At 40.1% G+C, this 13842-nt stretch carries 14 protein-coding genes; 10 read left to right on the forward strand and 4 right to left on the reverse strand.

The features are described from left to right. Nucleotides 1-41 precede the first annotated feature (41 nt). From FIB07_06895 to FIB07_06915, 5 genes are read left to right on the forward strand one after another with little or no spacing between them, the layout of a single operon-like run. Complete coding sequence (locus FIB07_06895; protein ID NJD52580.1) at nucleotides 42-830, forward strand: cytochrome c; 789 nt, start codon at nucleotides 42-44, stop codon at nucleotides 828-830. Next, a complete protein-coding gene (locus FIB07_06900; GenBank protein NJD52581.1) occupies nucleotides 827-1411 on the forward strand; it encodes a c-type cytochrome in 585 nt (194 codons plus the stop codon). Before FIB07_06895 ends, FIB07_06900 begins: the two co-directional genes overlap by 4 nt. Then, on the forward strand, nucleotides 1411-2793 hold the full coding sequence (locus FIB07_06905) for a nitric-oxide reductase large subunit (protein NJD52582.1): 1383 nt from the start codon (nucleotides 1411-1413) through the stop codon (nucleotides 2791-2793). The genes FIB07_06900 and FIB07_06905 overlap by 1 nt, the downstream gene beginning before the upstream one ends. A gap of 1 nt (nucleotide 2794) precedes the next feature. After that, the gene (locus FIB07_06910) at nucleotides 2795-3913 is read left to right on the forward strand and encodes an aminopeptidase P family protein (GenBank protein ID NJD52583.1); all 1119 of its coding nucleotides are present in this window, start codon (nucleotides 2795-2797) and stop codon (nucleotides 3911-3913) included. Further along, nucleotides 3903-4826: a cation transporter gene (locus tag FIB07_06915; protein ID NJD52584.1), complete on the forward strand. Its 924-nt coding sequence runs from the start codon at nucleotides 3903-3905 to the stop codon at nucleotides 4824-4826. The genes FIB07_06910 and FIB07_06915 overlap by 11 nt, the downstream gene beginning before the upstream one ends. Before the next feature lie 14 nt (nucleotides 4827-4840). Here the strand turns inward: FIB07_06915 and FIB07_06920 are convergent, their stop codons facing one another. Genes FIB07_06920 through FIB07_06930 form a run of 3 tightly spaced genes read right to left on the reverse strand, consistent with a single transcriptional unit; the run spans nucleotide 4841 to nucleotide 8463 of the window. Continuing rightward, the gene (locus FIB07_06920; protein ID NJD52585.1) at nucleotides 4841-6094 is read right to left on the reverse strand and encodes a hypothetical protein; all 1254 of its coding nucleotides are present in this window, start codon (nucleotides 6092-6094) and stop codon (nucleotides 4841-4843) included. Next, nucleotides 6087-7274 carry a hypothetical protein gene (locus FIB07_06925; protein ID NJD52586.1) on the reverse strand — a complete coding sequence of 396 codons (1188 nt, stop codon included), beginning with the start codon at nucleotides 7272-7274 and terminating at the stop codon, nucleotides 6087-6089. Before FIB07_06925 ends, FIB07_06920 begins: the two co-directional genes overlap by 8 nt. A 7-nt stretch (nucleotides 7275-7281) precedes the next feature. Then, the gene (locus tag FIB07_06930; GenBank protein NJD52587.1) at nucleotides 7282-8463 is read right to left on the reverse strand and encodes a hypothetical protein; all 1182 of its coding nucleotides are present in this window, start codon (nucleotides 8461-8463) and stop codon (nucleotides 7282-7284) included. 120 nt (nucleotides 8464-8583) lie between these two features. Between FIB07_06930 and FIB07_06935 the strand changes: the two genes are divergently transcribed. From FIB07_06935 to FIB07_06955, 5 genes are all read left to right on the forward strand, one after another. Beyond that, nucleotides 8584-9426 (forward strand): TrmB family transcriptional regulator, encoded by an 843-nt coding sequence (locus tag FIB07_06935; protein ID NJD52588.1) that lies wholly within the window; start codon nucleotides 8584-8586, stop codon nucleotides 9424-9426. Between the two features lie 321 nt (nucleotides 9427-9747). Further along, the gene (locus FIB07_06940; GenBank protein ID NJD52589.1) at nucleotides 9748-9999 is read left to right on the forward strand and encodes a hypothetical protein; all 252 of its coding nucleotides are present in this window, start codon (nucleotides 9748-9750) and stop codon (nucleotides 9997-9999) included. Further along, nucleotides 9950-10336: a hypothetical protein gene (locus tag FIB07_06945; protein NJD52590.1), complete on the forward strand. Its 387-nt coding sequence runs from the start codon at nucleotides 9950-9952 to the stop codon at nucleotides 10334-10336. Before FIB07_06940 ends, FIB07_06945 begins: the two co-directional genes overlap by 50 nt. A 915-nt stretch (nucleotides 10337-11251) precedes the next feature. Beyond that, the gene (locus FIB07_06950; protein NJD52591.1) at nucleotides 11252-11797 is read left to right on the forward strand and encodes a hypothetical protein; all 546 of its coding nucleotides are present in this window, start codon (nucleotides 11252-11254) and stop codon (nucleotides 11795-11797) included. Further along, on the forward strand, nucleotides 11746-12555 hold the full coding sequence (locus tag FIB07_06955; GenBank protein ID NJD52592.1) for a hypothetical protein: 810 nt from the start codon (nucleotides 11746-11748) through the stop codon (nucleotides 12553-12555). Before FIB07_06950 ends, FIB07_06955 begins: the two co-directional genes overlap by 52 nt. Before the next feature lie 474 nt (nucleotides 12556-13029). Here the strand turns inward: FIB07_06955 and FIB07_06960 are convergent, their stop codons facing one another. Next, the gene (locus FIB07_06960; protein NJD52593.1) at nucleotides 13030-13491 is read right to left on the reverse strand and encodes a riboflavin synthase; all 462 of its coding nucleotides are present in this window, start codon (nucleotides 13489-13491) and stop codon (nucleotides 13030-13032) included. Between the last annotated feature and the right edge of the window lie 351 nt (nucleotides 13492-13842).

The following is a 13842-nucleotide window of genomic DNA, read 5'->3' on the forward strand; positions in this document are numbered from 1 at the left end:
AGAATTATCTGATATATAAGGGAATTGATGCAGGGGCAGTCATGAATTCAATCAATTGGAAAATATATTTTATTTTAATAAGCTTGTGTATAATCACATCTCCAGCAAGCGCCGTAGCTGTCGACTATCCGGATGAACGACCCTCAATTGAAGCAGGAAAAAAAATATATATTTCGAATTGTGCAGGGTGCCATGGTGAAAAAGGGGATGGATCACCTTTTTCCGGCGCTTTCGATTTCACGAATAGCGAAAAGATGGTCAACTCCAACTCGACAATATTTTTTGATGCGATAGCAAATGGAATTCCAGGAACTGCTATGTCATCTTTTAGCAAACTTCCAAAAAAAGACATATGGGATGTTATAGCATATCTCTGGGCTTTCTGGATCGACAGGCAATCAGCAGAAAATGGGAGAACAATCTATGAGAAGGACTGTGCGGGATGCCACGGTATGCTGGGAAACGGATATGGTCTGCCCGAAGCTTTTGATTTTACGAATTTAAGCCAGACGGCCGTAAAGCAACCATCCGTCTATTTTGATCGTTTAACACAGGGCATCCCGGGGACAGCTATGCGCCCATATAAGAACGACCTGACTGAAAATGAACGCTGGGATGCCGTAAAATATCTATTCATATTCCAGTTCAGTGATTATCAGCTCACAGTACCTCAAATTACTCAGCCTCAAATTACTCCTGCGCCAACAAAACCTCGGTACTCCGGAAAGGAATGGTATAACACAACAGGCGGTGGCGCAATAATTTTAGTTTCAGCAGGATTGGCGATTTTTATATTATATCTTTTTATAAGGGGGCTTAAAGAAAGATGAACAATAATCGGCTCATATTGATCGGGCTTCTTATCCCTGCACTCCTTATGATTCCGTTTAGCATAATCTCATTCTACACGGATTTTGCCAACAGGAATCCTGATCCTTTAGCTGTAACTGTGAATTTTAATCAAAACACATACAATGCAGTTGAAGGAAAGAAAGCCTTTGAGCAATACCAGTGTATGGGCTGCCATACTATCGTAGGGAATGGGGCATATTTTGCACCTGACATGACAACGGTTTATAAAAGAATGGGAGAAAATGACGCAGCACTTTCCAGTTTTATTCTTGCAGGCGCACCGGCAAAGGGTATGCAGCCAATGCGGGATCGAGGTATGAAAGAAGATGATGCTTACAGGATAACCGCTTTTTTGAAATATACAGATATGCTTGATACCAATGGCTGGCCTGGCGATGGTTCATGGGAGAGGGATGGTAATCCGGACAGTACATCTGCAAAAAAACTGGATTTTTTTGGTATCTGGCAGGTAGTATCAGGGATTGTATTTATAAACGTGCTGATATTCGCGATAATTCTTGCTTATGAGAATAAAAAAATGATGAGGGGACTTGAGTAATGAGTGAATATCCATCAAAAATAAAAACAGGGAAATACTTCATTGCCGCTGTCCTGCTATTTATTGCCCAGATGCTTCTTGGTCTTGTGATGAGCGTTGATTTCCTTGCAAGAGACTCTTCAACAAATCTGCCGTTAAATTTAACATTTGATATTTTAAAAGCGCTTCATCTCAATTTAATGGTACTCTGGCTGCTTCTTGGATTTATTGGCGGCCTGTATTATCTGCTTCCGGCTGAGACCGGGCGCGACATAAAGCATCCGTTTTTGATCGATATCCAGTTCTGGTTCCTTCTTCTTATTGGCATCGGGATCATCGTTTCTGAGATTTTTTTCACAGGAAGGAACTGGTGGCTGGTAGAAGGAAGAGAATACCTTGAAGCTGGAAGATTCTGGGATATACTTCTTACGGTGGGGCTTTTGAGCGTTGTTTACAACGTGATCGCTACGATCCTTGAAAGCAAGAACAAGTTAAGTTCACCCATTCTTGTCCTTGCTGCTGGCGCAATAGGCTCGATATTAATGTATGTTCCCGGTGAAATATGGTTTGACAGTATTGTAGCTGCTGAGTATTTCAGGTGGTGGGTAGTTCATTACTGGGTCGAGGCTTCGTTTGAATTAATAGCAGCAGGCGTAATAGCTCTTATTCTCCTGGCAATGACTCAGGTGCACCGTGAAATAATTGAAAAATACCTGGCTATTGAAGTTGCACTCATTTTTCTTACAGGGATAATCGGACAGGGTCATCATTATTACTGGATAGGGACACCAGGCATCTGGATTTTCCTTGGCGGGCTTTTTAGCGCACTTCAACCTGTTCCTCTTTTCCTTATGGTCTGGTCGGCATATAAAGACCTGAAAGAGAACAAAAAACCTATCCCGAATAAAGTTGTGCTTTACATGATTATCGGAGCTACACTCGGTAACTTTATCGGGGCAGGACTCTGGGGCTTTCTCCATACTTTGCCACAGATCAATTTTTTCACGCACGGGACCCAGGTAACGTCATCACATGCACATTTTGCCACTCCTGGCACATATCTATTACTCGTTATCGGAATTGCGTATCTTGCAATCCCGGAAATATCCGGAAGATTGGATTTTCCACAGTACAGGGGGAAAATTGGATTCTGGCTTCTTGTTATTGGTTTTTTAAATATGATCATTGCATTGATAATCGCAGGGGTCATCCAGGTATACCAGCAAAGGGTCGGGGGTTTGAGTTTCATGAGCGTCCAGAATACACTATTACCGTATTTTGAATGGCGATTAATTGGCGGGTTGATCGCCTTTGTGGGAGGATTGCTGATCGCGTATGATCTTATTTTAATAAGTACAATAAAAATAAAAGGTGAACGAAATAATTTAAATAAGGAGATTTAAAATGAAATCCATATATAGAGAGCGTTTGAAAAAATGCAGCCGCCTTCTGGAAAAAGAGGGGCTTGATGCGTTACTTCTTGCAAAACCGGCAAACATGTTCTATCTTACCGGAGATGGGCGCCTGTGCTCTTTTGCCATGATAACACAGGATGGAAAAGTTGCACTTGGTGTGCCAAAGACAGATATTGAAGATGTAAAGGAACTTGCAGAGTTTGACCATATAGCGGGATTTGATGATGAAGTGGGAATGATCCATTCGATAGCTCACTATTTTAAGGACTTCAATATAAATAAAGGGGCAATAGGTCTTGAATATACTTTCCTGACACAATCGATGATGGGGATGCTTACCCATCCGCATGCCAAGCCCGGAGATATCTCCGTAAAAGACTGCACCCATATCATGTCAAGACTACGGATAGTCAAGGACGAGGAAGAAATAAAATTAATAAAAGGAGCTGCTGCAGCTGCGGATTTCGGGATGGAGGCTGCTGTGGACTCTCTTAAATCCGGCATGACAGAATCAAATATAGCTGCTGAGGCCGAATATGCGATGCGTGAAGCTGGCGCCGAGGAGTTCTGGCGGACTTATGTCTGCTCAGGTCCCAGAACCAATATTGCCCACGGCCTTCCAACAACCCGGAAAATCCGGACCGGTGACCTCGTGATGATCGATATTCATCCGATCGTTAATGGATATAGCACTGATATGTGCAGGACAGTTTGTGCCGGAAAACCTGATGAAGAACAGCAGAAGGCCTATGATATATATCTTAAGGCGCAGCAGGAAACTATCAGGAAAGTAAAATCAGGCGCAAATATCGGCGATCTTGAGGAAACGCTGCATGCTGTTATTCGGGATGCTGGGCATGGTGAACATATTTTCGGCCCTCCGATACATGGCGTAGGGATTGAGTTCGAAGAAGCGCCTCTTCCGCCCGGCCATGCTTTTTTTCATGGTGAAAAAGAAGCTGTGCCTCTTCAAACAAATACTGTTATGGCGGTCGGGAATTGCGGATTATATACCGGAAAATTCGGAGTACGGGTTGAGGATACCGTTGTTGTCGGGAAGGAGGGGCCGGAAATATTGACATCTTTCAGGCGGAAACTTGGGATATAGACTTCAGAAAACAAATGATGCAGAAATGAGCAACGCAACCGCCTCCTCGCAGGAAAGCGATATTCGTGCATTGAAGATAGCAGTTGGAGTCTATATCCTGATTTTCGTCATGAAACTGGCAGTATATTTTATGACCGGAGTCATGGCTATTTATGCTGAAGCGCTGCACACTCTTAGCGATATCTTTGTGTCAGGCTTTCTACTTGTAGCATTAATATATTCGCACAGGCAAGCGGACGAAGTCCACATGTTCGGTTATGGCAGGGCACAGAATGTGGCTGCACTTGTGGCAGCAACTCTTTTTATTTCATTCACCAGTTTCGAATTATACAGGGAAGCAATCCCAGGACTCTTTGCGCCTGAAGCAGGGAGTTATCAGAACCTGAACCTGGCTCTGGGAGTGATTATCATATCGATGTTTATTGCAGGAATTCCCCTGATAAACATGCTCAGGCAAAAAAAGCATGGAGCTGCTGCCAGAGCACAGCTTACTGAGTTATTCAATGACGAGCTGGGCCTGGTTGCTGCGCTTACAGGCACGTTGTTTATCATACGGGGTCAATATATTGCTGATCCTGTTGCCTCTATAGTAGTTGCTACCATAATAGCTTACAACGCCATAGGACTGTTCAGGGAAAACTTAAGCTTCTTGCTGGGACGTTCACCGGGACCAGAATTGTTGAAAACTGTGGAAAATCTTGCTCTTTCGGTAGAAGGCGTAATGGGGGTGCACGAAATACGCGCTGAGTATATAGGACCTGATACTATTCATATGGGAATGCATATCGATGTACTAAAAGGGACTCCCATTGAAGAGGCAGCCCGCATAGCAGAGGAAGTACGTATGCGGGTGCATGAATCTATCAAGGGCGGTTATTGTTTCATTCATACGGATGCAGGAATAGAAAAATGAAGGCAAAAATGCCTTCACTGGTTTTTCCTTTTTCTTAAATGATATCCTGCGGTTCCAACAACGACAATAGCGATCAAACCGCCGAAAATTCCGGCCACAGGCAGTGTTGGAGCTGCCGGTTCAACAGTTATCGGGACTGTGCGCCTGAATATTACCACGTTGTTCTTTTCATCGATACCCCTTAATTCAACGTCAAGAAGGTATTTCTTGGCTGCAGCATTCTTATCGACCGTAACTCGAAGCACAGCATCGCCGCTGTCATTCTTTTCAAGTTTTCCTATGAAATCTGATTTCTCATTGAATTCAAATGGCTGCGAAGCATCCTTAAAAACCCGGAGGGATACGGAATCGGCTTTCTCATTACCCGTATTTTTTACTTTGATCCTGAATTCAGCATTGGAGCCTGGCACAAGTTTCTCCGGTGTAGTTGTTATTGATTCTACGATTAGATAAGGAGCGGGTTTGATGGGTATGATAAGGTCAAGTGTCTTTGTACTGTAGGTGTTGTTCTCATCATTTTCATCCCTGTAAGTGATCTCAAGCTGTGCTTTGTATTCCCCTTCCCTTACGTTTTCATCGACATCCACATAGAAGTTCGTTGTCTTGCCCGTCCCCTTCGAAATAATCCCGGGGCTGTCTTCATCCGAATAACTATATGTGGGCGTAAAACCCGATGGCAACAATAATTTCACTTTGACGTTCTGGGCATCGCCTTTTCCGATATTATCAATGTTTACGGATAATTTTGCTTCCTTGGTATCGGCAATTATCTTTTCAGGCGATGTCACAAGCGCCCCAACTACGAAATCTGCCCTCTTTGGGTCTATATAGATGGGGAATTCTTTCTTTGTCCAGCCATCTCCGGTATCCCAGTTCAGCGTAACATTATACGTTCCCTTAAGGGCATTATCCGCTATCCTGAGCTTATAATGGAGTACATAATACAATTTGTTATCACTTGTTCCCACAGATGCCCCGAGATCTTTATCAGGAGAATCCCCGGCTTCAAACAGGAACGGGTATTGAGCATCAAGACGGAATTTCAAAGCCTCTACTGTTCCGGGAATTGTGTTTGTGATCTGCCATCTGAGATCAACATCCTTTCCTGCATCCGCAGGGTCAGGGTCCTGGTTCATGAAATTTGCCTGTATCCTGCTTCCCTGCGCTCCCGTCAGGGGAGCGGATGAAACAGGGCCTGATATCATTATCATCAGCAACAACCCGAAAATCATGCCGGTTACTGCTGTCTGCTTTAACATTCTATTCATTTTCTACCTCAAATCTGTTAAATAATTTTATATACTTTTTTAAATCAACTGTATCTAATATTATTACAAGCGCCGGGACTATTGTTATGGCTGCGACCATGCTCGCAGCAACACCATAACTCATAATCGTTCCCATATCGCCAAGGAAAGTGAGTTTCCCGAGAGACATCGCCTGGAAACCTATCAGCGCGGCAAGCGTTGTGGTTAACATTGGGATTATTACATTGTTAAGAGTGACAGCCATTGCATGCTTCGGACCAAGTTCAAGGTCAGGGTGTCGTTCTTTTATTTCCGGGATATTTGCCATTTCAAACCTGTACCTGGTTACAACCTGTATCCCGAAGTCAATTCCAATACCCATGATCATGGATAAGACTCCCGATGTCTGGGAACTCATGCCCATCCTGATAAATCCTACATAACCCATTGCCCAGGTCGTTCCGAAAATTATTGTGGTCATCGGGGTGAACCCGTATTTAATGGAACGGAAGAGCACAAGGATGATTATCAGTATTCCGATAAGAGAATACAGGGACGTCTTTGCCATATCAGGCCCGATATTTTTCTCCATGACAACACTTTCCATTGCCACACCACCGAGAGTCGTTGTGATACCGGGAGGCTGGGGAACTTCATTAATTATCTTATCAAGCTCGATTTCAAGTGCCTTAAGATCAACATCATCAGTAGTTTGTATCCTCACAAGAGCAGTAGTATAATCCTTGCTGATGTAATTGTCAAGCAGACCGTTTTTTCCTGCAAGTTCCTGGACTTCCCTTGCTGACTGCGGGAGTCTCCCCTGGTTGATACTTTTAAGTACAGTCGCCGCGCTTGTTACTTCAATAACATTTTCAGTATGGATAGCAAGCTCTGACAGCTGGTTCAAATAGAGCAATACCCGCTGGTCACGGACATCACGCACTTCATCAGAGCCGATATTAGAAGGATCCACCTCTACCGCAAACAACGCAAAATTTGTGCTTCCGAATTCATTTTCAATGCTGTTCAATGTAGTTATTGAATCCACATCTTTTGGGAGCATTGATTTCATATCGGATTTTTTTGTTTCGATCGTGCCGATCATCTGTATAGCGTATGCTGTTACCAGAAGCATGATCACAAGCACAGTGAAGGGATTCTGTGTAATGAACTCTGAGTATTTTTCCAGGGGTTTGATCATATTATATTTACCTCACCCTCTGTGCATGCATTTCTTTCTTCATGGCGAGTTTCTCAAGTTTCCTGTGTGTACTCCAATATTCATAATCCTCTTCCAGGAGAATGAAAACAGGATTTACAAAAAGAGCGGCAAGAAGACAATATGCTATACCCAGGGCAAGTGTCTGGCCAAGATGCTGGATCATGGGAACGCTTGCAAATGAAAGAACACCAAAACCTACAATCGTAGTCAAACCCGAACCTATAACAGCAGTACCGATTGCATAAACTGTGGTCTTCATGGAATCAAGCTGGCTCACATTTTTAGCTCTTTCTTCTTTATACCTGCTCAGTACGAATACGCCATATTCTACTCCAAGCCCCAGGATCATGGAGGATAGACCCACAGTTGCAACGGAAAGCGGGATTCCGAGCCAGCCGAGTGTTCCCATCGTCCATATCAATCCAAAGGAGAGCGGAGCAAATACCAGCAATCCATGAGTAAATGAGCGCTGCATTACAAAAAGCAAAAGCAGGATTATGATAGCCGAAACAGCGAGTGTTAAAACAGCATCCCTTTCTAAAAGATCAAAAATTGTCATGCGGATTATGGGCGCCCCGGTTATTCCAAATTTCACACCAGTGGGTTTTGGAGTATTTTTGATATGCTCCTGGATAAGATTATCAAAAATCTGTATCTGTTCTTCTCCTGTGCCTATATCGGCGCCCACGAACATGAGTGCCATCTTATAGTTCTTACTGAAGAATCCATCAGCCATTTGATTGCTGCGAAGGGTTTTTGTTATATTTTCAGGTGTTACTCCATTTTGCCCCCTGAAAAAACTTGCAGGCGAACTGACGCTTGTGACGCTTGCCTCGCCTCTTAAATCTTCATCCAGCAGCATCATGGCCTGTATTACCCTTGGGTCGCGTATATCCCTTACCGAATTTTTAGAATCTACTGTATCATCGATTTCCACTGCAATGACAACAGCGTCCTGCCCCCCGAATTTATCAGTAATGCGGTCATTGAGTTTAAAGATCGGAAGTTCTTTTGGCATTTCTTTCCTGAAGTCCGAATTTATGGTCAGGTCCTTAAGGCCTATACCCAGGAATATTGTCATAAGAATCACTGCTATAGCCAGTATTTTTGTGTGCTTTTTTTGTATTTGAGCAAGTCCTGTTAAATTGGTTTGAAGGAAATCAGCCATTAGGTCTCCTGGATTTCACGCTTATTTGTAAATACAAGTATTTAAAATGTTGTGTTTTAAACAACTTTGCAGTTGTTTAAATCAAAAAATTTAAATATCAACAGGTAAAAATAATCCCCTGTGATTGAGAAACTAAAAAAACTCGGACTTACAGGCTACGAATCCCAGGCTTATATTGCTCTTCTAAAACTCGGGGATGCTGAGGCTGATGAGATTGCGCTCAATGCAAAAATACCAATGGGACGCATCTATAGTGTACTTTCAAGCCTCGAAGAAGTTCATCTTGTAAGGGCACAGGATACAAGACCGCGCAGATACGCATGTGTTGACCCTGCAGCTGCGCTGACACATCTTTGCTCTACAAAACAGGAGGAATTAAAGCAGGCTTCAGAGGAAATCGAAGCTCTTGCGGTTGACCTTAAAAATAAACTCTCAGGGGTTGTTGCCAGGAAGACAGAAAAAACATTCTGGACAGTAGCCATTGGAAATGAATCTAATGAGCTTGTCCGGGAGATCATATCGGGCTCCAGGAAAGAATTGTTGTTCTTTATGGCTTCGAAAATGACTTCAGAGAGAATTAAAAATGTGCTTTTGAAAGAAGATTATGTTGAAATTATGGGGGCTCTTTATGATTCCATAAAAAAAGGTGTAGAGGTTAAAGTAATTCTTAATAATAGCGTAGATTTCAACAGGCTTGAAGATTTACCGATCATCAAGGAACTGATGAGGCATATTGGAAAGGAATTCAATTGCCGCCTCGCTATGATTCCAGCTACGCCTTTTGATATTATCGATGGGGAAAATGTATTGCTCCAGATGCTGAATCCCCTGAATCCCGATGAACTTTTCGCTGTGGTGAATATAAGAGATGCAAACTTTGCCAAAGATCTGAGGGATAAATTCTTTACTATATGGGATAAGGCAGAAGTGTATTTAGGAAAGAATACCAACACAAAAAGATAGTGAAAAAAAAATCGGAACTTATATATACAACAATGATGTTGCAGGAGTTGCGATGGGCAGGTCATTTTTTATATACACTAACCCCCACTCCCCAACCTGTCCATCGTAACTGGTTTTGGATAGTCATTCAGTGTTAAATAACCCGATAGGAATTCAAAGATTAATCGAACGCCCACCGCGATTCACTATACAAAACAATTCTTTGAGCGGGTGCTGTCAAGTTGTCGGAGGGTTTGATATTTTCAATTGGTTGTCAAAAGTCGGTTGCTGATTTAATGCTGATATCTTTATCTACTTTCAAAGTATAAAAGTATTTTAAAAATGGGATTTGAAACCTTATTACCAAAAATATTAGAAGGGGCAAGCCTTTTAGATTTTATACTTTTTTCTATTGTTGGATATTTCGTGGTAAAGGAAGTAAATATATTTAATGATATTAAAAACAAAGTGCATAAATATGAGCGTGACATTATTGTTCTTAAAAAAGATGTTGGTGGACTAAAAAAGCAGTTGGAGAAACTTGATGATGAACACCGAGAATTACATCCCAGAAAAGGAGGCAAACATTATTAAATTACCTTCAGTAATTTCTGTTTTGAAAAACCTTCGTTACTTACTGGGTACATTGAACATGGTACTTGGTGTTATTGTGATTATAACAGAGAGTAAAAAAATTGATCCTAACACAGATACTATGTTTTTTTCAATAGTTTTGTTTGTAAGTGGATGGGTCTTAGCGTTTACTTCACAAAATAATATATTCCAGCCTTATAAAGAGTTAAGAAATTCAAAAGTATCATACCCTGAGGTGATCCCACATATCATTTTAACGGCATTCTGGTTGTTCGGTTTGTTTATGGGATTATATATTTTATTTATTTTGATACTGGTAGTTTTAAATTTTAAATAATTTACTGAGCACCGTTATTTTTGTAGTGCTCTGATTCTGAATTAACGTAAGACACTTATCTTCTCCTTCAACCTTAATACCGCAAGATTCCGCAGGTGTTTACCTTTTAATGTCTGATGCGGTCTGATATAATTATAGAATATCTGATACCCTGGAAGAATTGGGGTATGCTACCTTTAACCTCCCTCATAACTTTTTCTTTATCTTTAACTTCTCCATTCGCTCTCTCCATTGTATTGTTATTTGTATCCCCATCAAGCTTTATGGAGTTGATATGTTTGGATTGTGGAAGTTTACGAGTGTAAAATTCATGATTAAAAGCATCGTGATACGATGGTAATCCATCGGTTATAAGCACGTTAGGTCGTCTTCCTGTAACCTTCTTACCTTCATGGAATAGGTTTTGTGCATCGTGTTTAAACTTCGTGTTTGTGACTTCGTGAGATATCCAATAAATAGATGGATAGGAATGATCGGAAAAGTGTTGAGCATGAGATTAAAACATGAAAGCTTTTCCAGTGGAAGCATACCATGCCGATTACTATATATATATGAAGCAATAATAAATCAATGTAGATACATATATATAGGATATGTATCTTAAGGAGATAGCCTAGCAAAACGTGTATGCTGGTATGGATTCAATGATGCAAATTAAACAGAGCGGGTTTAAAAATGTGGCTATTTCATCAAAGCACCACAACGATTTAAAAGCGAGGGATATAAATGAGTGGTTATGAATTAAACGTAGACCGTAATAGAATTGGCTATTCAAGAAGAGCATTTTTAGATAAGCTTGACAAAATTATAGATAAGAATCGCACAGATGAATCTAGAGATTTGTGCAAACAAATAGGTTATTTAGACGTAGATGACCTATTAAAATATTTTACAATTTGATTTTTGATTTATTGCATGAAGAAAAAGAAAATCACTAAAATACTCCCATTTATACGAGTTCATGAAGAAATGGGGAACTCCAAGCAAAGTCAATATTTAAATCGTTATCTGGCGACATTGAAAGCAAAAACTGTAATTGTAGAATATAATTATATTGATAAAGATTATTTTCTAGATTATTCTTATTTTTATTCACGTTCCTTTGAATCACATGAAAGATTTACAACCCGTTTGCATTTTTTTTCAAAATCCTTTTCAAAACAACGTTTTAGGAAATTGTTTGAACGAGACGAAGAAATCGAAGATCTATTAAAAAATTCTTATCTTGGTTTTGTGGTTGTCAAGCCAATAAAGCAACGTAATGAGCCTTTCATAGGACGCACTCTTCTAAAAACTTATCCAAAATATGATGGTAATGAACAACGCCATTATCTAACAAACTCATATCCAGTCTCTTTATTTGGGTTTCCTTTGACCATAGATCCCTCCCTTATCAAACTCAAGACACTATGGTTGCCAAATGCGCCACTACAGCCATTTGGGTATCTCTATATGCTTTAAATGCACTTTTTGAGACACAAATACAGTCTCCATTTGAAATAACTCGAACTTCTGTTTCGTTTCCTGGATTAGACCGTAATTTTCCATCTAGCGGATTGAATATTTTTCAGATGAAAGATTATTTCAATTCAATAGGTATGGATGCTGAATTTATAAATGTTGAAAAAACTCCCTCATTGATTCAAAAGCATATTGTTTCTGACGCTGTGAAGGCATATATTAGTTTAGGATTGCCAATCATTGCATGCATCCAGCTTTGTAAAAATAATAGATTGGAGGAATTACACGCAGTTGTTATTAGTGGTTACCGACATGATAACAACGGTAACTTAAAAGAACTTTATATTCACGACGATCAAATAGGTAGCTATCATAAAGTTTTGGCGAGAGATAATAATGGAGACTTCTCTCATTGGGTAAATGATTGGGTTAACTTATATGGTTTTGATGATATTTTTGTCGAGAAATTATTAATTCCTATATACCCCAAAATTAGATTAACTTTTAATTCTATATACCAGAATTTATTAGATTTCAAAGAAGAATTCCAAGCCGAATTGTTATTAAAAGAAATAAAATCATATAAAAATTATTTATTTACAAAAACTTTTTCAGATAAATATAAGATTTTAACAAAACCGTTTCCAAGATTTATATGGGTTATTCGGATTGGAGATATAGAATCTCCAGAATATGATATCTTGTATGATGCGATATCTCTAAATAATGAACCTTTTCAAGTAATAATATTCGATTAATCTTTATTAGTTTTTCCTTTGCCGAAATATAAATAGTGTTATTTAATAATTGACCCACCGATTCACCAACCACCATATCGCCAAAATAATTTTATACTGACCACCGAAGATTCACCAGATCCAGCCAGCAAACGATTTTTGGCAAGGATTTGAAAAGCTCAGAGCAACCGACAACTTAACAGAACCTTTGAGCGTCAACTTTAAATAGAATAATGTATTATGGATGGTACGATGGGCAGGTAATCTAATTTTATACTAACCCCCACTCCCCAACCTGTCCATCATTTGTTCATAAAATTTTTTTCTTAACCTTAATATCCAGCGACTTTCTGGATTTTTCACAAGATTATATCACCGCAAAGAGCATACTATTAACACTTTCAGTAATAATATTTTAACGGCGCTGGGGTTGCGACCCCAGGCCCCGTCGTATGCGCCGCCTCTGGCGGAGTTTAACATGAATCATCGGTTGAATTACCTTATCGCCCCGACATCAGCAAACCCCTGTCTCTGTCCCGTACCGGCCTCGCGCTCTAATTTATCTTTATTAAAAAGGAGTTTAATGACATTCTGTGCATGTTCACGGGTCCTTTTTTCCATAAGCCATGCAAGCTCTTTTTCATCATTTCCTTCATCTTCATGCACGAAGACTTCAATGATGTGCGTGTTTGTCATCAATTGCGCCTGGATTATCCCCTGTGATGCCTCGTGGGCACACATTTTATCGATTGGCTGGGAGCCGGGCATGCCAAGCGCCATTACAATATCACACTTTTTCTTTTCGATCAATATCTTGCATGCCACAGGAAGGTCCTTTACCCCGGGAACAGTATAGCGCTCTATCTGCACGGAAGCATTTTTTCGCAATTCATCTATCGCAACCTTCCCCATATTTATCCTGGAAAAAGTTGTATCAGCTACTCCGACTTTAGGCATATATATTCAGTCGAAATAGCTTTTAACATATATTAAGTATTAACTTCTTATTAATTCTCATAGATTTTATTAAAATTTTTGTAGATGGCAGACTTTAGGAGCAAGATTCATACTTTAAGTGCAAAGCTAGGACAACCAAAGCATTTATTAACGAAATTGTACATATGTAATTTGGAGTGATGTAATCTCAATTTGAATATTTCGGGTAGTCATAAATGTGAATCATCAAATTGAGAATCTTTCCGAAAATAGGAAAAATCTTACTACGGATAGATTTGATTGGGAAAGGTTTAAGATATAATAGGTAAATATAATATTAACGTCTTAAATCCAACAACAAAATATATATAT

The sequence above is a fragment of the Candidatus Methanoperedens sp. genome, assembly GCA_012026795.1.
Taxonomy (GTDB): domain Archaea; phylum Halobacteriota; class Methanosarcinia; order Methanosarcinales; family Methanoperedenaceae; genus Methanoperedens.